The organism is Pseudomonas sp. BIGb0558 (assembly GCF_024807515.1).
GTDB lineage: Bacteria > Pseudomonadota > Gammaproteobacteria > Pseudomonadales > Pseudomonadaceae > Aquipseudomonas > Aquipseudomonas yamanorum_A.
Genome location: NZ_JANUEW010000038.1, coordinates 1 through 21963, shown reverse-complemented (window position 1 = coordinate 21963; position 21963 = coordinate 1). Strand labels below are relative to the sequence as shown.

Genomic DNA, 21963 nt, shown 5'->3' with positions numbered 1-21963 from the left:
GTAGCCTATGAAGCTTGCGATGAAGCTGCGCACTCGGCTGTTCCTGAGTATTTCCGCGCTGATCACCGTTGCCCTGCTGGGGTTGTTGCTGGGCCTGGTGAGCGTCATGCAAATGGCCAAGACCCAGGAGTCGTTGATTCGCAGCAACTTCATCACCCTGGACCTGGGGCTCAAGCTGCGGCAGACCCTCGGCGATCAGTTGATGATCATGCTCAACGAGCAGCCCAATCCCGCCGCCCTGGAAGCCTCCAAGCAACGTTATTTCGCCCTGTTGCAGCAAGGCATCGAACACGAACAGAAAGACACGACCACCAGCGGCTTTACCAAGGCAAAAACCGACTACCTGAGCTTTCTGGAGGCCTTCGATAAAAATGAGAATGCCCCACCGGCCCTGCGTAACAACGACGAACTGACCAAGCGCTTCAACATCTTGCGCAACGGCCTGATCGCCGAGCACAAGCAAGCGCTGGAAAACATCAACGACACCGAACACAAGTCCCGTGAGCGAGCACTATTGATTGCCGGCCTGCTGGGCCTGGTGGGGTTGGCGGTACTAATCATCGGTTTCGTCACCGCCCATGGCATTGCCCGACGCTTTGGCGGGCCGATCGAGGCGCTGGCCAAGGCCGCCGACAAGATCGGCCAGGGTAACTTCGAAGTCACGCTGCCCATCTCCTCGGCTGCCGAGATGAACCTGCTGACCCGACGCTTCGGCATCATGGCCGAGGCCCTGCGCCAGCATCAGGCAACCAATGTCGATGAGCTGCTCGCCGGGCAGCAACGTCTGCAGGCAGTGCTCGACAGCATCGACGACGGCCTGCTGATGATCGACCGCCAAGGCCGCCTGGAGCACCTTAACCCGGTAGCACAACGCCAACTGGGCTGGGACGAGAATCGCCTGGGCCAAGGCCTTGGTGACGCCCTGGGCCGCCCGGAACTGGATGAACAACTGCACCTGGTGCTGCGCGGCGGCAACCTGGAGCGCGCCCCCGAAGACCTGGAAGTGGAAGTCGAAGGCGAGCTGCGCCTGCTGACGTACAGCCTGACGCCGGTCAGCCATACCCAGGGGCACATTCTGGGCGCCGTGATGGTGCTGCATGACGTCACCGAACAGCGCGCTTTTGAACGGGTGCGCAGCGAGTTTGTGTTGCGCGCCTCCCATGAGTTGCGCACGCCAGTGACGGGCATGCACATGGCATTCGGGTTGTTCCGGGAACGGGCGAAGTTTCCTGCGGAATCCCGCGAAGCGGACCTGCTGGATACAGTCAACGAAGAAATGCAGCGCCTGATGCAGTTGATCAACGATTTGCTCAACTTCTCGCGTTACCAGAATGGCTTGCAGAAGCTCACCCTGGGCCCGTGCGACATAAGCGACCTGCTCGAACATGCCCGCGCCCGCTTCGCCGAGCAGGCGAATGCGCAGAACATCGAACTGCTGGTGGAGGAACAGTCCCCGCTACCGAGGCTGCATGCCGATCGAGCGCAGTTGGAGCGGGTGCTCGACAACTTGTTGGGCAATGCCCTGCGGCACACGGCCGACGGCGGGCAGATCCGCCTGCAGGCACGTCGCCATGGCGAACGGGTGATTGTCAGCGTCGAGGACAACGGCGAAGGCATTGCCTACGGCCAGCAAGGACGGATCTTCGAACCGTTTGTACAGGTAGGTCGCAAGAAGGGCGGTGCCGGGCTGGGCCTGGCGCTGTGCAAGGAGATCGTGCAATTGCACGGTGGCCGCATGGGGGTCTATTCGCGGCCGGGGCAAGGGACGCAGTTTTATATGGCGCTGCCCCTGTAGGAGCCGGCTTGCCGGCGATGACGACCCTGAGGACGTTATCGCCGGCAAGCCGGGCTCCTACGGTTATTGGTGATTCAGTGCCCGCAGGATAGCGGCACTCTCGGCATCCGGCGTGCCGTCAAACAGCGATGCCCGGAAGTGCATCTGGAACGCAGCCATCACGTGGCGCGTCGCCACATCCAGCTCGCCGGTCTGAGGCGTCGGATAGCCCAACTTCGCCAACTCTTCCTGGAACCAGGTAATGCTCGGCAGTTCAGCTGCGTATTGCACCTGGTAACGGGCAACCGCCTTGGCGTCCGGCCACATCCCCAACCCTTCATCCGCCAGGCGCTTCCAGGGGAACAACGGCCCCGGGTCCAGCTTGCGCAGTGGGGCAATGTCGCTATGACCGATGATGTTCCGCGGATCGATACCGTTGCGCTTGCTGATGTCCTTGAGCAGCACCACCAGCGACTGCACCTGCGCCTCGGAGTACGGGTACCAGACGCGGCCTGTCGGCAAGTCGCGATACCCCGGGTTCACGATCTCGATCCCGATGGAGCTGGAGTTGAGCCAGGTGCGGCCCATCCATTCACTTTCACCGGCATGCCAGGCGCGCTGGCTTTCATCCACCAGTTTGTAGATGGTGCCTGAAGCATCGTCGCCGATCAGGTAATGGCTGCTGACCTGGCCGTGGGTCAATAGCGCCAGGGAGCGCTCAAGGGACGCCGAGGTGTAGTGCACGATGACGAACTGCACCCGGTTGTCGTGGTTCACCGACGGATGACTGGTGTCCAGACGGGGTCCACTCGCACAGCCGGCGAGCAGGAGAAGCAGAAAGGCGGAACACAGAAGTTTCATGGCAGCAGACAATACGCTTAAGACGATAATGCAACAGTGTAACGTACCGTTTGCTGCCCAGCGGCCAAATGCGACGTTTTAAACAAAATGGAACATTTTCAGGCCGCCTGCACCTGATTGCGCCCAGCGGCCTTGGCGCGGTAAAGCGCCTCGTCGGCGCGCTTGAGGGCCAGGTCACTGCGCTCTCCCGGCTGAAACTGCGCCATGCCCATGGACACCGTAATCGTCACCGGCTCGCCCTTGAAGTGAAACGGGCAGGCTTCGATGGCAGCCCGCAGGGTTTCACCCACTGCCAATGCTTCTGACAAGGATGAGTTGGGCATCAGCAGCACAAACTCTTCACCGCCAAAGCGCGCGATGAAGTCGTTGGGACGCAGGCGTTTGCGAAGCACCGTGGCGATGATCTTCAGCACCTTGTCGCCGGCCAGATGACCGTAGCCGTCGTTGATACGCTTGAAGTGATCGAGGTCCAGCATCGCCAGCGACAGGCTATTGCCACGCTGATGCCAGGCGTTGACCTCTTGCTCCAGGCGCTCGCTCCAGGCCGCGCGGTTGGGCAAGCCGGTGAGTGGGTCGATCAACGCTTTCTGGCGCTGAACCTCCAGATGCTCACGGTAGCCTTGGGCTTCTTGCTCCATATTGGCGACCCGCTCGGCCAGGCCTTTTAGACGGGCAGCCACTTCCTGTTCGCGCTGGTCACGCTGGTGCTGGTGTTGGTCCATGGTGCCGAGCAGCCCTTCGAGGTGGCTTTCCAGCACATGCTTGAGGCTATCCAGGTCCGCCGCGTCCTGCACGCTGCTTTGCAAACCATCCACTTGTTCACGGATCTGCGTATCCAGTTCCCTGGCAGCCGAGCGACTGTCGGCGTGGCCGTCACTGGCCACCTGCAGGTGACCCTGGAACGCTTCGAGGCGCTCATTGAGCTGCTTGAGGTAGGCCTCAAACTCATGTTGGCCACTGTCGGTAATCGCCAGCATCAACACCGCCAGGTCATCGAGAATCGGCAGCAGTTCGTACCAGTTCAAGCCGTGGGTCAGGCGTTCACGCATGGCTTCGGCCTGGGGCCGGTGACGCTCGGGCAGCGACAAGTCTTCCAGCAGGCCGAGCAGGGTGTCTTCGATGTGTTTGGCCACCGAGCTGTAAGACGGCTCGGGGGTGTCGGGCAGGGCGTAGACCTGATCCGCTTGCAGCTCGTCGGGGTTCAACTCTTCCAACTCGGCCGCCTCTTCCGGCTCGTCGGCCAGGACCGGCGGCAGGGAGAGACTGCCGATCTCGGTTCGCTCCGGTTCGCAGGCCTGCACCTGCGGCGCCTCGACCATGGCGGCGAGGGCACTCTCGAGAGCGGGCTCAACCTCCGTTTCGATCGGTTGTTCGGGCTCCAGCGATTCGATAATCGCAGCGGGTGCCTCGATGACGGGCGCGATGGTAACGACGGGCGGGGCAGCGGGCGTCACTTCGCTGACAACCTCAGCAGCCTTTACTTGCGGTTCGGGCTCAGGGGGCAACTCGACAGGGACCTGAACCTTCGATTGCGGTGCAAAAGCCCGCAATGCCTGGGTCAGCTCCTCAGATTGCGCCGGCGCTTCAACTTCATCCACCGCCTTGAGCTTTGGCGCAGCAGGCGCCTGAACAGCAGGGCGGGATGGCGCGCGTGGCTCAACCTCCGGGGTTTCGACCGCAGCGTCCTTGGCGCCAAACAGGCGCTGCAACAGCCCCGGACCCGAACGGCTGGTCTCACCCTCCGGCTCCAGGTTACTCAGCGCCTGCCCTTGGAGGCCGCTCAGTTCACTCAGCAACAGCGGAATCTCTCGCGCCTGGCCGACCCGGCCGTCCAGCTGTTTGGCGAACGCCTTAAGCGGGCGGCTCACTTCTCGCGGCAACGGCAGTTTTTGCAACTGAGTGACCAGGGCCGTCAACGCCGTGCCTATCTGGTCGACCCGGGTTTCACGGCGCTGTTCCGAATCCAGCACGGCCTTTTCCAGGCGCGGCAACAATGCAGCGAGGGCGGCGTCCATGTCGTCCGTACGCACAACGTCGCGCATTTCCTTCATGCATTGGTCAACTGCGCGGTCGGTCCCTTCAGCCGCCAGCGTGCTGCGCACCAGCCCCCGGCGCAGCAGGTCGAGGCGGGCGGCCCAGCGACGCTCGAGCTTTTCTTGTTGCTCGATGCTTAACAGGTATTTTTCTTTCCAACGCTGGGCGTCGTCGCTCATGCAAGGGGTCCGCGAGGGCCGGGGCTCAACGCGGGCAATGCATCAGCCGTGAGCGAACCCGGCAGACGAATCTCTACCGCGACGGGCAGGTGATCGGAGATGGGCTGCGCCAGCACCTGCACGCTTTCGAGTGTCAGGGTCGGGCTGAGCAGAATGTGATCAAGACAACGTTGCGGGCGCCAGCTGGGAAAGGTGGCTTCGACTTGCGGCGCCAGTAACCCAAGGTCACGCAACGGGGAATTTTGCAGCAGGTCTGTGGCATGGGTGTTCATGTCACCCATCAGCACCTGGTGTTTGTAGTTGCCAATCAACTCACGGATATAGGCCAACTGCATGGTGCGGGTTCGAGCCCCCAACGCGAGGTGCATCATCACCACCACCAACGCTTCCGGCCCTTCGCCGAACCGCACCAGAATCGCCCCGCGGCCTTTAGGACCGGGTAACGGGTGATCCTCGATCGCCCACGGCTTCAGGCGGCTGAGCACACCGTTGCTGTGCTGGCCGAGTTTGCCGAGGTTGCGATTGAGTTGTTGATACCAGTAGGGAAAGGCACCGAGCTGGGCCAGGTGCTCGACCTGGTTGATGTAGCCGGAACGCAGGCTGCCACCGTCGGCCTCCTGCAGGGCTACCAGGTCGAAATCGCCCAGCAGGTCGCCGATCTTTTGCAGATTGCCGGCACGCCCGTTGTGGGGCAGCAGGTGCTGCCAGCCACGGGTCAGGTAATGCCGGTATTTCTCGGTACTGATACCTACCTGGATATTGAAACTGAGCAGGCGCAACCGGCTGTCTGCCGGCAGGCCCGTGGATTCCAGGTGGTGTTCATTGACCTTCGGGTCATGCAGGCCAACGACACGTTCAGTACCCCAGCGACGCATGACGGGCCCCTTACTTGGCTGCGCGCTCTTTGGCGATCAACTGGTCGGCCACGTTCAGGGCTTCCTTTTCGCCACCGGCACTGCCGATGTCGAAACGGTATTTGCCGTCGACGATCAGAGTCGGTACGCCTTGCACGCCGTATTTCTGGGCCAGTTCCTTGTATTGGGCCATCTTGCCCTTCACAGCGAACGAGTTGAATGTCTCAAGGAACTTGGTTTTGTCGACGCCTTGGGTGGCAACGAAATCGGCCATGTCATCAGGCTTGAGCAGACGCTTGCCTTCTTTCTGGATGGCGTTGAACACGGCGGCGTGCACCTTGTGCTCTACACCCATGGTGTCCAGGGTAATAAACAGCTGGCCGTGGGCATCCCATGGGCCGCCGAACAGGGCAGGAATACGTTTGAAGTTCACGTCCTCAGGCAGCTTCTCGACCCACGGATTGATGACCGGCTCAAACGCGTAGCAATGCGGGCAGCCATACCAGAACAGCTCCACCACTTCGATCTTGCCCGGTACGGAAACCGGGACAGGATTGGCCAATTCAACATAGGTTTTACCGGCTTCAAGCGGCACGTCGGCAGCTTGTGCGGTCATGCCGAAAAGGCTGGCAGTGACGAGAGCGGCGCTGAGGATCAGATTACGCATGCTTTACTCCTGGACAAATAAAGTCGCCTCACGCGACCTTTGTTGTGACAGGTCTACGCGGGCATGAGTTCGTTAGTGTAACGGCACCGGCCACAAAAAAGGGCGGCCTAAGCCACCCTTTTTATGCTTGCATCGACGGATTAATCGAGCGTTAACGTAGCCGGGACACTTAGTGCAGGCCCTGGATGTATTGGGACACGGCTTCGATGTCCTTGTTGCTGAGTTTCCCGGCGATGCTCTGCATGATCTTGGTGTCGCCGTCGTTGGTGCGATTACCTTCGCGGAAGTCCGTCAACTGCTTGCCGATGTACTGGGCATGCTGGCCGCTCAAGTGCGGGAAGCCAGCAGCCGCGAGGCCTGCGCCGTTAGGCGAGTGGCAGCCGATGCAGGAAGGCATGCCTTTTTCCAGGTTGCCGCCACGGAACAATTCTTCACCGTGGGCCACCAGTTTCGGATCAGCAGCTCCCACGCTGCCCTTTTGGCTGGCAAAATACGCCGCGATATCTGCCAGGTCCTGATCGCTGAGGTTGGTCAGCAAGCCGGTCATTTCCAGGACCGTACGCTTGCCGTCCTTGATGTCGTGCATCTGCTTGGTCAGGTAACGCTCACCCTGGCCGGCCAGTTTTGGAAAGTTTGGCGCCGGGCTATTACCGTCCGGTCCATGGCAAGCACCACATACGGCGGCTTTCGCCTGGCCGGCAGTGGCGTCGCCTGCGGCATGGGCAACACCGGTGATGCCCAAGGTCAACAGCAGACTCACGATCAGTTTGTTCATCAGCTAATCCAACTACGGCTAAGGGTTAAAGAGTTATGGACCGGGTTTACTCACCATCAACTGAATGATGGCCTGGTAATCCTCGGTACTGCAGTCCATGCACAAACCACGCGGCGGCATCGCCTTGAAACCCTGGGTCACGTGTTGCACCAGCGTGTCCATACCTTGAGCCAATCTTGGCTTCCAGGCTGCCTGGTCACCCCGTTTCGGGGCGTTGGGCAACTGTCCGGCATGGCAGGCCCCGCAAACGCGGTTGTACACAGCCTCCGGATCCTGTGTAGCCTGCGCACTGTAAAGTGGCATCAAGACACCGAGGGCCAGCAGCCACTTGGTCATACATCGACCTTTTCAGGGTTTGAGAGCGTTTTGCGTTCTAATGCGCAATAAAGGTCTATCGCTCCCGTGAACTTCATCCTTCGCTGGGACAAAGCACACACAAAATCTGCGGCATTATATACTGGCGCTACTGAAACGGAAACGACACCGCTTGCCGCACCCATTCCCGGCACCGCCCACATCGGAAAACTCATGCAACTCAAGAATCCCATCCTCGGCCTGTGCCAACAGTCCACCTTCATGCTCAGCGCCGCCAAAGTCGACCAATGCCCCGATGACGAAGGCTTCGAAGTCGCATTCGCCGGCCGTTCCAACGCCGGTAAATCCAGCGCGCTGAACACCCTGACCCACGCCAGCCTGGCCCGCACCTCGAAAACCCCGGGGCGCACACAGCTCCTCAACTTCTTCAAGCTAGACGATGATCGGCGTCTGGTCGACCTTCCGGGCTACGGTTACGCAAAAGTACCTATCCCGCTGAAGCTGCACTGGCAGCGTCACCTGGAAGCCTATCTGGGTGGCCGGGAGAGTTTGAAGGGTCTGATTCTGATGATGGACATCCGTCATCCAATGACCGACTTCGACCTGTTGATGCTCGATTGGGCCGTCGCCAGCGGCATGCCGATGCATGTCCTGCTGACCAAGGCCGACAAGCTGACCTACGGCGCAGCGAAAAACACCCTGCTCAAAGTGCAGGCAGAAATCCGTAAGGATTGGGGTGATGCGGTCACTATCCAGCTGTTCTCGGCGCCAAAACGCATGGGCCTGGAAGATGCCTACACCGTGCTGGCAGGCTGGATGGAACTGGCTGACAAGGGTTCGGAGGTCGCCGAGTAAAAACTCGGGGCAAAAAAAACCCCGGACTTCGTATGGGGAGGGGAAGTTCGGGGTCCAAGTTCCGGACCGCTAGGGCGGGGTCCAGATATCTGCCAACACTTAACACAACATAGGAGCATTGAAGGGCTTCACCACCCATTCAGTAACTCTGAGTAGCAATTCACGGGTTAAGTTCCGGCACGTTCAAAAAACTATTGGAAATAACCCGCGGCGTTTTCCGATCTATAGCGCCACCGCGGCATGACGCCGCGGCCCAAGCCCAGCGCTTAGTGCGCCTCGTCCCAGTTGTCGCCCACGCCGACGTCTACTACCAGCGGCACATCCAGCTTCACCGCCTCGCTCATGTGCTCACGAATCTTCGCGCTGACTTCAGCCACCAGGTCCTCACGCACCTCCAGCACCAATTCATCGTGCACCTGAAGGATGACCTTGGCGTCCAGGCCCGAGGCCGTCAGCCAGTTGTCGACCTTGACCATGGCCTTCTTGATGATATCGGCTGCAGTGCCCTGCATCGGCGCGTTGATCGCCGTACGCTCGGCGCCAGCGCGCTCCTGGGGCTTGTTGGAGTTGATATCCGGCAGGTACAGGCGGCGCCCGAACAGGGTTTCCACGTAGCCCTGGTCAGCCGCCTGGGCGCGGGTACGCTCCATGTACTCGCGAACCCCCGGGTAGCGGGCGAAGTACACATCGATGTAAGCCTTGGCGGTCTTGGTGTCGACGCCGATGTCCTTACCCAGCTTCTGGGCGCCCATGCCGTAGATCAGGCCAAAGTTGATCGCCTTGGCACTGCGGCGCTGATTGGACGTGACCTCGGTCAACTCAACCTTGAACACCTCGGCCGCCGTGGCGGTGTGCACGTCCAGGTCGTCGCGGAACGCATTGAGCAAGCCTTCGTCCTTGGACAAGTGCGCCATGATGCGCAGCTCAATCTGCGAATAGTCCGCCGCCAGCAGCTTGTAGCCCTTGGGCGCGACAAATGCCTGGCGGATGCGCCGGCCTTCGGCGGTACGCACCGGAATGTTCTGCAGGTTCGGATCGCTGGAGGACAGGCGCCCGGTCGCCGCGACGGCCTGGTGATAGGACGTGTGAACGCGCCCGGTACGCGGGTTGATCTGTTCCGGCAGGCGGTCGGTGTAGGTGCTTTTCAGCTTGCTCATGCTGCGGTACTGCATCAGCACTTTCGGCAACGGATAGTCATCTTCAGCCAATTTGGCCAAGACTTCCTCGGCCGTCGACGCCTGGCCCTTGCCAGTCTTCTTCAGCACAGGCAGCCCGAGCTTCTCGTAGAGAATCGCTCCCAACTGCTTGGGCGAACCGAGGTTGAACTCCTCGCCGGCGATTTCATACGCCTGGCGCTCCAGGTCCACCATCTTGTTACCCAGCTCGATACTCTGGATACCCAGCAACGCCGCATCCACCAGGGCACCCTGACGCTCAATGCGCGCCAGCACCGGCACCAGCGGCATCTCGATGTCGGACAATACGCTGGCCAGGGTAGGAATAGCGGCGAGCTGCTTGTGCAGTTCCTGATGTAGGCGCAGGGTCACATCGGCGTCTTCCGCCGCATAAGGCCCGGCCTGCTCCAGGGCAATCTGGTCAAAGGTCAGTTGCTTGGCGCCCTTGCCGGCGATGTCCTGGAAGCTGACGGTGTCGTAGTCCAGGTATTTCTTCGCCAGGCTGTCCATGTCGTGGCGAGTCGCGACGGAGTTCAGCACGTAGGACTCAAGCATGGTGTCGAAGGCGATGCCGCGCACGGTGATGCCATGTGCCGGGTCGCCGCCGATGGCGCAGTTGGCCAGGATATTCATGTCGAATTTGGCGTGCTGGCCGACCTTGAGTTTTTCCGGGTCTTCGAGCAACGGTTTCAGGGCCAGCAGGACGGTGTCCCGGTCCAGCTGTTCCGGCGCACCAATGTAGGAGTGGGTCAGTGGAATGTAGGCCGCTTCGTGGGCCTGTACAGCAAAGGACACGCCAACCAGTTGGGCTTGCTGGGCATCGATACCGGTGGTTTCGGTATCGAAGGCGAACAGCTTGGCATCGTTGAGTTTCTTCAGCCAGACATCGAATTGAGCCTGGGTAAGGATGGTTTCGTACACCGGTTCCACAGAAACCGGGGCGACCGTCTCAACCGCTTCTTCAGTGACAGCCGCCGAGGGCGCCGCACTCAACTCGACCCGCTTGGCATCACGCTGAATCTCGTCAATCCAGCTCTTGAACTCCAGCAGCGTGTACAGCTCCAGCAGTTTCTCGCGATCCGGCTCGATCAGGTGCAAGTCGTCCAGGCCCACATCCAGCGGCACGTCGATCTTGATCGTCGCCAACTGGTACGACAGGAACGCGCTTTCCTTGTGCTCTTCGAGCTTGGCGACCAGGGTCTTGGCGCCACGAATCGGCAGGGTCGGCACGATATCGAGTTGCTCGTAGAGCTCTTTCAAACCGCCGTTGACGCCCACCAGCAAGCCGGAAGCGGTCTTTGGACCAATGCCCGGAACGCCCGGGATGTTGTCGGACGAGTCGCCCATCAACGCCAGATAATCGATGATCTGCTCGGGAGCGACACCGAATTTCTCCTTCACGCCCTCAACGTCCATGGCGCTACCGGTCATGGTGTTGACCAAGGTAATGTGCCCGTCCACCAGCTGCGCCATGTCCTTGTCACCGGTGGAAATCACCACCGGCCGGTCAGCGGCCGCGCTGCTGCGGGCCAGGGTGCCGATCACGTCGTCCGCTTCAACGCCTTCGACGCACAGCAGCGGGAAACCCAGGGCGATCACGCTCTGGTGCAGCGGCTCGATCTGCACGCGCATGTCATCCGGCATGCTCGCGCGGTTGGCCTTGTATTCGGCGTACAGGTCATCGCGAAATGTCCCGCCCTTGGCGTCGAACACCACCGCGAACGGGCTGTTCGGGTACTGCTTGCGCAGACTTTTGAGCATGTTCAGCACGCCCTTGACCGCGCCGGTGGGCAGGCCTTTGGAAGTGGTGAGCGGTGGCAGCGCGTGAAAGGCGCGGTACAGGTAAGAAGAACCGTCCACCAGGACGAGGGGGGCTTGGCTCATGAGCAGGATCAACCTTTTCGGCGGGTCAGGCGCTAGAATAGCCGGACCAATGACGACAAAGGGACAAGGTTATCATGCGTACAGTAAATCGCCTGTTGTTGACCGGCTTGATTGCACTTACTCCGATGGCGGCCGTGGCGGCAGATACTGCCCCCACGGGCGACCCGGAAGTCACCATTCGCACGGAAGGCGACAAGACTATTCAGGAATACCGCCAGAATGGTTTCCTGTACGCGATCAAGGTGACCCAGAAAGGCTTTCCGCCGTATTTCCTGGTGCGCGCGGACGGAACCGATGCGAACTTCATCCGCTCTGACCAGCCGGATATGCTGATCCCGTCATGGAAGATCTTCGAATGGAAATGATTTCTTAACTTTAATCGGCGCTGCTCCCCGCAGCGCCCGTAACGGCAGTTTTAACCATGTCTGTGTTCACCCCCCTGGCTCGGCCCGAGCTGGAAACCTTTCTTGCCCCTTACGGGCTCGGCCGCCTGCTTGATTTCCAGGGGATTGCCGCTGGTAGTGAAAACACCAATTTCTTCATCAGCCTGGAACAGGGCGAATTCGTCCTGACCCTGGTTGAACGCGGCCCCGTGCAGGAAATGCCGTTCTTCATCGAACTGCTGGACGTGCTCCACGACGCCGACCTGCCGGTGCCTTACGCACTGCGCACCACCGACGGTGTAGCCTTGCGCGAATTGGCCGGCAAACCGGCGCTGCTGCAACCGCGCCTGGCGGGCAAGCACATCAAGGACGCCAACGCCCAGCATTGCGTGCAAGTGGGTGAATTACTCGGCCACCTGCACCTGGCCACCCAAGGCGAGAAGGTACTGGAGCGCAAGACTGATCGCGGGCTGGACTGGATGCTCAGTGAAGGCGCGCAACTGATTTCGCACCTCGACGCGCAACAACAGGGCCTGCTGCAAGCTGCGCTGGATGAGATCGAGGCGCACAAGGCGCAGATCCTCGCGCTGCCCCGGGCGAATATCCACGCCGACCTGTTTCGCGATAACGCGATGTTCGAAGGCACCCACCTGACCGGGCTGATCGACTTCTACAACGCCTGCTCGGGGCCGATGCTCTACGACGTGGCGATTGCCCTGAATGACTGGTGCTCGGACGCCGACGGCGTGATCGACGGCCAGCGGGCACGGGCACTGTTGGGGGCGTATGCGGGATTGCGGCCGTTTACCGCCAAGGAAGCGGAGCTGTGGCCGACCATGTTGCGTGTGGCGTGCGTACGGTTCTGGCTGTCACGCCTGATTGCCGCGGAATCGTTTGCCGGGCAGGACGTGCTGATTCACGACCCGCGAGAGTTTCAAGTGCGTTTGGCGCAACGCCAGCAGGTCAAGACCCCGCTGCCGTTTGCGCTGTAGCACACGGTCAGTGTGGGAGCTGGCTTGCCTGCGATAGCGGTGGGTCAGTTACATTTGAGTCAGCTGGCCCACCGCTATCGCAGGCAAGCCAGCTCCCACATTTGATCTTCGTTGTGGCTTATAAAGACTCCAGGCACCCAGCCAGGTCATTCCCCAGCTTTTCCAGCACCTGCTCATACCCCTGGGCCGAGGCCGGCGTGTAGCCGCCCAACGCATCCAGCTCCGCCAGCTTCACCGGCAAACCGGCCACCAGCGTTTCCGCCAGACGCGGCCGCAGCGGCGGCTCGCTGAACACACAGGTCTTGCCCACTTCCTGCAACCGCGTGCGCATCGCCGCCACATGCTGGGCGCCCGGCTGCACTTCCGCGGCCACGCTGAATACACCGGTGTGCTTGAGGCCGTAGGCATCCTCGAAGTAATCGAACGCCTCATGGAACACGAAGTACGGCTTGCCGGCGACATCCGCCATACGTGCTTTCAAGCGCGCGTCCAGCGCGTCCATACGGCCATCAAACGCCTTCACGTTGCTCTGATACCGCTCGGCATTCGCCGGATCGGCGGCGCTCAGGTCTGCCGCCATGCGGTTAGCGATCACCCGGGCATTGACCGTCGACAACCACAAATGCGCATCCAGGCTGCCCGGGCGATGATCGTGATCGTGTTCGTCGGCATCTTCAGCGTGGGAGTGGCTATCTTCGGTGAACCGGCGCAGTTTCATCCCCGCAAGGTCCTGCACGGCTACCGTCGGCAAGCTGCGGCCTTTCAAGACGCGTGGCAGAAAGCTCTCCATGTCCGGGCCAATCCAGTACAGCAGGTCCACCGACTGCACGCGCCGTACGTCGGAAGGACGCAGCGCATAGTTATGGGGCGAAGCGCCCGGCGGCAGCAATACCTCGGGAATCGCCACGCCGTCCTGCACGGCGGCGGCAATCAGCTGTAACGGTTTGATGCTGGTCAGCACCCGAACCTCCGCCTGGGCGGCACCTGCAAGCAACAAACTGGTGACAAATACGACAAAAACGGGAAAAAGTCTGGACACGATGACCACTCAAGGAGGCAGGAACAGGTAACATAATAACGTCTCTCACAAATATCTGTCGCCGCTCATGCCTAAAACACCGCTTGCCAGCCGTCCCCATGACCACTCTCACTGCGTGCACAGCGCACTGTCAGAGGCCGACGCCTTGTGCGCGCGCCAAGGCCTGCGCCTGACCGCCCTGCGTCGCCGGGTGCTGGAGCTGGTGTGGCAAAGCCACAAGCCGCTGGGTGCCTACGACATCCTCGGCGTGCTCAGCGAGCAAGATGGCCGCCGCGCCGCGCCGCCCACGGTGTACCGCGCGCTGGACTTCCTGCTGGACAACGGCCTGGTGCACCGCATCTCGTCGCTCAACGCCTTTGTCGGCTGCAACCACCCGGAACACGCGCACCAGGGCCAGTTCCTGATTTGCCGCGAATGCCACGCCGCCATCGAGCTTGAGCAAAAAAGCATCAGCGACAGCATCATCAAGAGCGCCGGCGACGTCGGCTTCAAGGTCGAAGGGCAAACCGTCGAAGTCGTCGGTGTGTGCTCGGGCTGCCAGGGGGCTTGATGAGCACTGCGTTAATCCGCCTGGAGCAGGTCGGGGTCACGTTCGCCGGGCAAAACGTGCTGGACAACATCGCCCTCAGCGTCGAACCAGGGCAGATCGTCACGCTGATCGGCCCCAACGGCGCCGGCAAGACCACCCTGGTGCGCGCCGTGCTCGGCCTGCTCAAGCCCGACAGCGGCAGCGTATGGCGCAAGCCGAAGCTGCGGGTCGGCTACATGCCGCAAAAGCTGCATGTGGACCCGACCTTGCCCCTGTCGGTGCTGCGCTTCCTGCGCCTGGTGCCCGGCGTAGACCGTGCCCGCGCACAGTCGGCCCTCAAGGAAGTCGGCGCCGAACAGGTGATCGACAGCCCGGTGCAAAGCATCTCCGGCGGCGAAATGCAGCGCGTGCTGCTGGCCCGCGCCTTGTTGCGCGAGCCGGAACTGCTGGTGCTGGATGAACCCGTGCAAGGCGTCGACGTGGCCGGCCAGGCCGAGCTGTACAGCCTGATCACCCGCCTGCGGGACCGCCACGGTTGCGGCGTGCTGATGGTCTCCCACGACCTGCACCTGGTGATGAGCACCACCGACCAGGTGGTGTGCCTCAATCGCCATGTGTGCTGCTCCGGCCACCCGGAACAGGTCAGCGGCGACCCGGCCTTCGTCGAGCTGTTCGGCAAGAATGCCCAGAGCCTCGCTATTTATCACCACCATCACGACCACGCCCATGACCTGCATGGCGCCGTCGTCGATGACCCCGCCGCCACCCACACCCACGTTCATGGAGATAGCTGCAAGCATGGCTGATTTTCTGCTCTACGCCCTGCTGGCAGGCTTGGCTCTGGCGCTTGTAGCGGGCCCACTGGGCTCGTTCGTGGTCTGGCGGCGCATGGCCTATTTTGGCGACACCTTGTCCCACGCCGCGCTGCTGGGCGTGGCCATGGGTTTTCTGCTGGATGTGAGCCCGACCATCGCCGTCACCGTCGGCTGCCTGTTGCTGGCGGTGCTGCTGGTGACCCTGCAACAGCGCCAGCCGCTGGCCTCGGATACGTTGCTGGGCATCCTGGCGCCGAGCACCTTGTCCCTTGGCCTGGTGGTGCTGAGCTTCATGCACGAAGTGCGCATCGACCTGATGGCCTATCTGTTCGGCGACTTGCTGGCGATCAGCCCCACCGACCTGGCCTGGATCCTCGGCGGCAGCGCGGCGGTGCTGGTGTTGCTGGTAACCCTGTGGCGCCCACTGCTGGCAATTACCGTCCACGAAGAACTGGCCACCGTCGAAGGCTTGCCCGTGGCGGCGCTGCGCATGACCCTGATGCTGCTGATCGCCGTGGTGATTGCTGTCGCGATGAAGATTGTCGGCGTATTGTTGATCACATCGCTGCTGATCATCCCGGCCGCTGCGGCCCAGCGTCACGCCCGCTCGCCGGAGCAAATGGCGGTTGGCGCCAGCCTGTTGGGGATGCTTGCGGTGTGTGGTGGCCTGGCGCTGTCCTGGTTCAAGGACACCCCGGCCGGGCCGTCGATTGTGGTCACGGCGGCCGCCCTGTTTCTGCTGAGTTTTGTCCTGCCCCGTCGCGGGGTGTAGACTTGCTCGCTTTTTGCGCAATTAGAGAGTCGCAGGAATGAAGCTGTTCAACTTCCGTTATCTGCTCCTTGCCGCATTTTCCTTGCTGCTGGGCGCCTGCCAAAGCACCTCGCCCGCCGCCCCAGAGGCGCCGGACGCGCGTGCTGCGGCCATCGCACAGCTGGAGCAAAACCTCGCCAGCAGTGAACTGGCCACCGCCGAAGACGAGCTGGCCGCGCTGCAGGCCCAATCGCCCAACGACCCGGCGTTGGAGTCTTATCAGCGCCAACTGGCCGAAGCCTACTTGCAGCGCAGCCAGATCGTCCTGCAAAAAGGTGACGTCAACGCCGCCGCCACAGCCCTGAGCCGCGCACGGGCATTGATGCCCAAGGCACCGGCGCTGACCGGTGGCGTCAACAGCGCGATCACCCACGCCCGCAAAGTCGAGCTGGATAAAGCCGAAGCTGCGCTGAAAGCCGCCGAAGCCAAGCCACCCGCCAGAGTCATCGACCCTGCGGCCGAAAGCACCACGGTTGCGCTGAACCTCACCGACATCGAGGCGTTGCGCCATCAACTGGATGAGATCGCCACCGATGTGGTGAATTACCAGTGTGACGTGAGCATCCAGGCGCCGCGCACCGAAGATTACCCATGGCTGGCCACATTGCTGACCAAACGGGTGAAACGCATTGATTCGGGGTATGACCTGAAGATTCACCGGCAGATCCTGAAGAAGGTTCCGGCGCAGGTTGTGCTGATTCCGCGCAAGACCGAATAAAGCATCGCAGGCAAGCCAGCGCCCACACTTGAATGTATTCACAATTCAAAATGTGGGAGCTGGCTTGCCTGCGACAGCGGTCTTACAAACAACCAATAACTTAAGCCGGAACAGCTTTAGCCTTCGGCTCCCGATCCCAGACCCGATGCTGGGCAATCGCGGCAAAAAACGCCTTCAACGCCTTCGCATCACCGCCCACTATCAGCCCCGCATCCGCCTCAAGCTTGAGCACATCCAGCAACTGCTTCGCCTCACCGGCCAAGGCAATCGCCTTCAAGTGCTTGTACGCCTCCAGCAAGTAATGCAACGCCACGCCATCGCCGCTCAACGCCTGCACTGACTTGGCACCGCCCGGCACAAACACCGCATCGAACGCCACCGACGGCAAGCCCTCCATGGAGGCATCCACCGGCAGGCTCTTGCCATCGGCCGTCGTCACCGGCGCCGAGGTCGGCCCGAGCAGCTTGGCGTGTGCACCGGCGGCTTCCAGCGCCTTCTTCAGCGCCGCAATCGCGGCACCATCAACACCGTTCGCCGCCAGAATCGCTACTTTCCGGGTCTTGATATCACCCGACAGCAAGTTGGCCTGGCTCAATGCTGGCGAACGTTCCGGAGACGTCTTGCGCTCCGGCACCGTGCCTTTCTTCGGCGCTGGCAACCCCAGGTTCTGCGCCACACGCTTGGCCAGCTCCAGGTCGATGTTGGCGAGGATCTCGTTCACCTGACGCGCCCGGATGAACTCGCGCTCCACCTTGCCCAGCTCAAAGCTGTAGGCGGCGATGATGTGCTCCTGCTCGTGCTTGCTCATGCTGCGGAAAAACAATCGTGCCTGGGAGAAGTGATCGCCGAACGACTCGCTGCGCTCACGAATCTTGTGGGCATCGATGCGCTCTGGATACGTCTCAAAGCCACCGTCTTCGGCAGCCGGCGGGGTTTCTTTCGGCCAGCCACCATCAATCGAGTTCGGCTCGTAGGACGCACGCCCCTTGTCGATGGTGGTGCGGTGCATGGCATCACGCTGGCCATTATGAAAAGGCGCGACCGGACGGTTGATCGGCAGCTCATGAAAGTTCGGCCCGCCCAGTCGGCTGATCTGCGTGTCGGTGTAGGAAAAAAGGCGACCTTGCAGCAGCGGGTCATTGGAGAAGTCGATACCCGGCACGATATGCCCCGGGCAGAATGCCACTTGCTCGGTCTCGGCAAAGTAGTTGTCCGGGTTGCGGTTGAGCACCATCTTGCCCAGCGGCGTGATCGGCACCAGCTCTTCGGGGATCAGCTTGGTCGGGTCGAGAATGTCGAAGTCGAACTTATGCTCGTCTTCCTCGGCGATGACCTGCACGCCCAATTCCCATTCCGGGTAATCGCCGCCTTCGATGGATTCCCACAGGTCGCGACGGTGGAAGTCGGTGTCTTTGCCCGCCAGCTTCTGCGCCTCGTCCCACACCAGGGAACAGGTGCCGACGGTAGGCCGCCAGTGGAATTTGACGAAGTTGGATTTGCCCTCGGCATTCACCAGGCGGAAGGTATGCACGCCAAAACCCTGCATGGTCCGCAGGCTCTTTGGAATTGCGCGGTCGGACATGGCCCAGATCACCATGTGCGCCGACTCCGGTTGCAGCGAGACAAAATCCCAGAACGTATCGTGGGCCGAGCCGCCGGTAGGAATTTCGTTGTGAGGCTCAGGTTTTACCGCATGCACGAAGTCAGGAAACTTGATCGCGTCCTGAATGAAAAATACCGGCATGTTGTTCCCCACAAGGTCGAAGTTGCCTTCGTCGGTGAAGAACTTCACGGCAAACCCACGCACGTCACGCACGGTATCGCCCGAGCCGCGCGGGCCCTGCACCGTGGAGAAACGCGCAAATACCGGGGTTTTATGTTCGGGGTTACGCAGGAACCCGGCCTTGGTCAGCGCCGAATGGTTTGCATAGGTCTGGAAATAACCATGGGCGCCGGTGCCGCGGGCATGGACGATACGTTCCGGGATGCGTTCATGGTCAAAGTGCGTGATTTTCTCACGCATGATGAAGTCTTCCAGCAGCGAGGGGCCACGGGAGCCGACCTTCAAGCTGTTCTGGTTATCGGAAACCTTCACGCCCTGGTTGGTGCGCAGCGCCTGGCCGGTCGCGTCGGAGCGGAAAGTTTCCAGGCTTTGCAGCTTGGCGTTGGTGTTGCCACGGTCCAGAGTGTCGGTACCCGCAAGTTCGCTCTTGGGCGGGGTAACTGGCTTTTTAGTGCTCATCAGACAAAAACTCCTCGTTTGCGTAGGCCAGAGCGATCCCCGGCTCTTCTTGAGCAAAACCCCAGGCACGGCACCCGGGAATTTCGAGTTGCTTAAGTAGTGACTGACACGGTTTTGCACCGTTCCTTTTTTATGACCTTTGATCGCGTTATTGCCAAATCGCTGGTCGGATGAGAAATAAATGCTAAGAAACGCTATACGGACAGGCTAAAATGCGCGCCCGGCTAACCGCTGATCCCTTTTTAATGCGCCCCACAAGGTTCGCTACGTGATCGAGTTTCATAACGTCCATAAAACCTACCGGGTCGCCGGTAAGGATATCCCCGCGCTGCATCCCACCAACCTGCGCGTCGAAAATGGCCAGGTGTTTGGTCTGATCGGCCATTCCGGTGCGGGAAAAAGTACTTTGCTGCGTCTGATCAATCGCCTGGAGCAACCCAGCGGCGGTCAGATCATGGTCGATGACGAAGAAGTCACCGCCCTCGACGCCAACGGCCTGCGCCGTTTCCGGCAACAGGTCGGGATGATCTTCCAGCACTTTAACCTGCTGGCGTCCAAGACCGTTGCCGACAACGTGGCGCTGCCGCTGACCCTCGCGGGCGAACTGTCCCGCAAGGAAATCGACCTGCGGGTGGCCGAACTGCTTGCCCGGGTCGGCCTGTCCGACCACGCCAAGAAGTACCCGGCGCAGCTGTCGGGCGGCCAGAAGCAGCGCGTCGGCATCGCCCGCGCCCTGGCCACCAAGCCGAAGATCCTGCTGTGCGACGAAGCCACCAGCGCCCTCGACCCGCAGACCACGGCCTCGGTCCTGCAACTGCTGGCCGAGATCAACCGCGAGCTGAAGCTGACCATCGTGCTGATCACCCATGAAATGGACGTGATCCGCCGGGTCTGCGACCACGTGGCTGTGATGGATGCCGGTGTGATCGTGGAGCAAGGCACCGTCGCCGACGTGTTCCTGCACCCCAAGCACCCGACCACCAAGCGTTTCGTGCAAGAGTCCGAGCAAGTCGACGAAGGCGAGCAGCGTGATGACTTCGCCCACGTGCCGGGCCGCATCGTGCGGCTGACGTTCCAGGGTGAAGCGACCTACGCGCCACTGCTGGGTACCGTCGCCCGCGACACGGGTGTGGACTACAGCATCCTTGCCGGCCGTATCGACCGCATCAAAGACATCCCCTACGGGCAACTGACCCTGGCCGTCACCGGTGGTGACATGGAGGCCGCGTTCGCCGCCTTCACCGCGGCAGACGTCCATATGGAGGTGCTGCGCTAATGGAAATCCTGTTGAGCTTTTTCTCGAATATCGACTGGTCGGAAATCCTGCTCGCCACCGGCGACACCATGACCATGCTGTTCGGCTCGCTGCTGTTCACCGTGCTGCTGGGCTTGCCGTTGGGCGTGCTGCTGTTCCTGTGCAGCCCGCGCCAGCTGTTTGAACAAAAAAACCTGTACGCCCTGCTGTCGCTGATCGTGAACATCCTGCGCTCGCTGCCGTTCATTATTCTGCTGATCGTGATGATTCCGTTCACGGTGCTGATCACCGGCACGTCCCTGGGGGTTGCCGGTGCGATTCCGCCACTGGTGGTGGGGGCCACGCCGTTCTTTGCGCGCCTGGTGGAAACCGCGCTGCGTGAAGTGGACCGCGGGATTATCGAAGCGACCCAGGCCATGGGCGCAACCACCCGGCAGATCATCACCAACGCCTTGCTGCCCGAAGCTCGCCCCGGCATCTTCGCGGCGATTACGGTGACGGCGATTACACTGGTGTCCTACACGGCCATGGCCGGTGTGGTGGGTGCCGGTGGCCTGGGTGACTTGGCGATCCGGTTTGGCTATCAACGCTTCCAGACCGACGTGATGGTAGTCACCGTGGTGCTGCTGTTGATCCTGGTGCAAATTCTGCAAACCGTCGGCGACAAGCTGGTGGTGCACTTTTCTCGAAAATAACGGCTATTGCCGGCGCGAAGCCGGCCAATACCCGAACAAGGAGCTTGTTGAATGAAAAAACTACTGGTTGCTTTCGCCGCCGTTGCCGCGTTTTCCGCCCACGCCGCCGAAACCCTGACCGTGGCCGCGTCCCCGGTGCCTCACGCTGAAATCCTCGAATTCGTGAAGCCGGCCCTGGCCAAAGAAGGCGTGGACCTGCAAGTCAAAGTCTTCACCGACTACGTCCAGCCCAACGTACAGGTGGCCGAAAAGCGCCTGGACGCCAACTTCTTCCAGCACCAGCCGTACCTGGACGAGTTCAACAAAGCCAAGGGCACTCACCTGGTGAGCGTCGGCGCTGTGCACCTTGAGCCTCTGGGCGCTTACTCCAGCAAGTACAAAAAACTGGAGGAGCTGCCAAGCGGCGCCAACGTCGTGATCCCGAACGACGCCACCAACGGCGGCCGTGCGCTGTTGCTGCTGGCCAAGCACAACCTGATCACCCTGAAGGACCCGACCAACATCCTGTCGACCATCAAGGACATCACCGGCAACCCGAAAAACCTGAAATTCCGCGAACTGGAAGCCGCCACCCTCCCGCGCGTGCTGACCCAGGTCGACCTGGCGCTGATCAACACCAACTACGCGCTGGAAGCCAAGCTGGATCCATCCAAGGACGCCCTGGTGATCGAAGGCAATGACTCGCCTTACGTGAACATCCTGGTGACCCGCGAAGACAACAAGGATTCGGACGCAGTGAAGAAGCTGGTAGCAGCCCTGCACACCCCGGAAGTGAAAGCGTTCATTCTCGAGAAGTACAAAGGCGCGATCCTGCCGGCGTTCTGATCCATCGAATGTGGGAGCTGGCTTGCCTGCGATGGCATCACTGCGGTGTATCAGTAACACCGCGCCGCCTGTATCGCAGGCAAGCCAGCTCCCACAGTTTCAAGCGCTACACGCCCGGCAACACATTGGGCATATCCCGCAGCCGGATCCACGGCTCATTGCGCCACTGCAACACACTCAAACTTGCCGTCGACCAGGCCAACCCACTCAGGGCCGGGCCTTCGCTTGCCTGCTGTTTACCGCGCAGCGCGGGCACTACTTCGTGGGTCAACCATTGGCGCAGGGC

The 21963-nt window shown here is 61.2% G+C and carries 20 protein-coding genes and 1 pseudogene; 11 read left to right on the top strand and 10 right to left on the bottom strand.

What is annotated here, in order from left to right:
* Positions 1 to 7: 7 nt before the first annotated feature.
* Positions 8 to 1795: a KinB sensor domain-containing domain gene (locus M2400_RS27995; protein WP_177043545.1), complete on the top strand. Its 1788-nt coding sequence runs from the start codon at positions 8 to 10 to the stop codon at positions 1793 to 1795.
* Positions 1796 to 1858: 63 nt separating this feature from the next.
* On the opposite strand, the gene M2400_RS27990 is transcribed toward M2400_RS27995, so the two are convergent.
* The 6 genes from M2400_RS27990 to M2400_RS27965 form a co-directional block, all read right to left on the bottom strand.
* Entirely contained in the window at positions 1859 to 2635 is a 777-nt protein-coding gene (locus tag M2400_RS27990; RefSeq protein ID WP_177043546.1) for an N-acetylmuramoyl-L-alanine amidase, read from the bottom strand.
* Positions 2636 to 2733: 98 nt separating this feature from the next.
* Complete coding sequence (locus M2400_RS27985; protein ID WP_259199955.1) at positions 2734 to 4848, bottom strand: GGDEF domain-containing protein; 2115 nt, start codon at positions 4846 to 4848, stop codon at positions 2734 to 2736.
* Positions 4845 to 5723, bottom strand: coding sequence for an endonuclease/exonuclease/phosphatase family protein (locus M2400_RS27980; RefSeq protein WP_177043548.1), 879 nt, complete (start codon positions 5721 to 5723; stop codon positions 4845 to 4847). The genes M2400_RS27985 and M2400_RS27980 overlap by 4 nt, the downstream gene beginning before the upstream one ends.
* A gap of 10 nt (positions 5724 to 5733) precedes the next feature.
* Positions 5734 to 6369, bottom strand: a complete 636-nt coding sequence (locus M2400_RS27975) for a thiol:disulfide interchange protein DsbA/DsbL (RefSeq protein WP_177043549.1) — start codon at positions 6367 to 6369, stop codon at positions 5734 to 5736.
* A 169-nt stretch (positions 6370 to 6538) separates the two neighbouring features.
* Positions 6539 to 7144, bottom strand: a complete 606-nt coding sequence (locus M2400_RS27970) for a cytochrome c4 (protein WP_010168648.1) — start codon at positions 7142 to 7144, stop codon at positions 6539 to 6541.
* A gap of 33 nt (positions 7145 to 7177) precedes the next feature.
* Positions 7178 to 7480 carry a cytochrome c5 family protein gene (locus M2400_RS27965; protein ID WP_177112282.1) on the bottom strand — a complete coding sequence of 101 codons (303 nt, stop codon included), beginning with the start codon at positions 7478 to 7480 and terminating at the stop codon, positions 7178 to 7180.
* A 192-nt stretch (positions 7481 to 7672) separates the two neighbouring features.
* Between M2400_RS27965 and yihA the strand changes: the two genes are divergently transcribed.
* A complete protein-coding gene (gene yihA / locus M2400_RS27960; RefSeq protein WP_259199959.1) occupies positions 7673 to 8314 on the top strand; it encodes a ribosome biogenesis GTP-binding protein YihA/YsxC in 642 nt (213 codons plus the stop codon).
* 266 nt (positions 8315 to 8580) lie between these two features.
* Here yihA and polA read toward each other — a convergent pair whose 3' ends face one another.
* A complete protein-coding gene (gene polA / locus M2400_RS27955; RefSeq protein ID WP_259199977.1) occupies positions 8581 to 11373 on the bottom strand; it encodes a DNA polymerase I in 2793 nt (930 codons plus the stop codon).
* A gap of 74 nt (positions 11374 to 11447) precedes the next feature.
* Here polA and M2400_RS27950 point away from each other — a divergent pair, with 74 nt between their 5' ends.
* Together M2400_RS27950 and M2400_RS27945 are read left to right on the top strand one after the other, a co-directional pair.
* Entirely contained in the window at positions 11448 to 11738 is a 291-nt protein-coding gene (locus M2400_RS27950; RefSeq protein WP_259199978.1) for a DUF2782 domain-containing protein, read from the top strand.
* Between the two features lie 56 nt (positions 11739 to 11794).
* The gene (locus tag M2400_RS27945; RefSeq protein ID WP_177079069.1) at positions 11795 to 12748 is read left to right on the top strand and encodes a homoserine kinase; all 954 of its coding nucleotides are present in this window, start codon (positions 11795 to 11797) and stop codon (positions 12746 to 12748) included.
* Between the two features lie 118 nt (positions 12749 to 12866).
* Here the strand turns inward: M2400_RS27945 and M2400_RS27940 are convergent, their stop codons facing one another.
* Positions 12867 to 13796 carry a zinc ABC transporter substrate-binding protein gene (locus tag M2400_RS27940; protein WP_259199984.1) on the bottom strand — a complete coding sequence of 310 codons (930 nt, stop codon included), beginning with the start codon at positions 13794 to 13796 and terminating at the stop codon, positions 12867 to 12869.
* Between the two features lie 58 nt (positions 13797 to 13854).
* Here M2400_RS27940 and M2400_RS27935 point away from each other — a divergent pair, with 58 nt between their 5' ends.
* The 4 genes from M2400_RS27935 to M2400_RS27920 are packed head-to-tail and all read left to right on the top strand — an operon-like array spanning position 13855 to position 16660.
* Complete coding sequence (locus tag M2400_RS27935) at positions 13855 to 14337, top strand: Fur family transcriptional regulator (protein WP_003214819.1); 483 nt, start codon at positions 13855 to 13857, stop codon at positions 14335 to 14337.
* Positions 14337 to 15122 carry a zinc ABC transporter ATP-binding protein ZnuC gene (gene znuC / locus M2400_RS27930; RefSeq protein WP_177043556.1) on the top strand — a complete coding sequence of 262 codons (786 nt, stop codon included), beginning with the start codon at positions 14337 to 14339 and terminating at the stop codon, positions 15120 to 15122. Before M2400_RS27935 ends, znuC begins: the two co-directional genes overlap by 1 nt.
* Positions 15115 to 15903 (top strand): zinc ABC transporter permease subunit ZnuB, encoded by a 789-nt coding sequence (gene znuB, locus M2400_RS27925; protein ID WP_010168631.1) that lies wholly within the window; start codon positions 15115 to 15117, stop codon positions 15901 to 15903. The genes znuC and znuB overlap by 8 nt, the downstream gene beginning before the upstream one ends.
* A 37-nt stretch (positions 15904 to 15940) precedes the next feature.
* On the top strand, positions 15941 to 16660 hold the full coding sequence (locus M2400_RS27920; RefSeq protein ID WP_259199991.1) for a PA5502 family lipoprotein: 720 nt from the start codon (positions 15941 to 15943) through the stop codon (positions 16658 to 16660).
* Between the two features lie 100 nt (positions 16661 to 16760).
* On the opposite strand, the gene katE is transcribed toward M2400_RS27920, so the two are convergent.
* Complete coding sequence (gene katE / locus M2400_RS27915) at positions 16761 to 18902, bottom strand: catalase HPII (RefSeq protein WP_177130041.1); 2142 nt, start codon at positions 18900 to 18902, stop codon at positions 16761 to 16763.
* A 268-nt stretch (positions 18903 to 19170) separates the two neighbouring features.
* Between katE and M2400_RS27910 the strand changes: the two genes are divergently transcribed.
* Genes M2400_RS27910 through M2400_RS27900 form a run of 3 tightly spaced genes read left to right on the top strand, consistent with a single transcriptional unit; the run spans position 19171 to position 21677 of the window.
* Positions 19171 to 20178 (top strand): methionine ABC transporter ATP-binding protein, encoded by a 1008-nt coding sequence (locus tag M2400_RS27910; protein ID WP_177112290.1) that lies wholly within the window; start codon positions 19171 to 19173, stop codon positions 20176 to 20178.
* A complete protein-coding gene (locus M2400_RS27905; RefSeq protein ID WP_010168623.1) occupies positions 20178 to 20852 on the top strand; it encodes a methionine ABC transporter permease in 675 nt (224 codons plus the stop codon). The genes M2400_RS27910 and M2400_RS27905 overlap by 1 nt, the downstream gene beginning before the upstream one ends.
* Positions 20853 to 20903: 51 nt before the next feature.
* Positions 20904 to 21677, top strand: a complete 774-nt coding sequence (locus M2400_RS27900; RefSeq protein ID WP_177043559.1) for a MetQ/NlpA family ABC transporter substrate-binding protein — start codon at positions 20904 to 20906, stop codon at positions 21675 to 21677.
* 106 nt (positions 21678 to 21783) lie between these two features.
* Here M2400_RS27900 and M2400_RS27895 read toward each other — a convergent pair.
* Positions 21784 to 21963: pseudogene (locus M2400_RS27895) on the bottom strand (phage antirepressor protein); the annotation flags it as partial.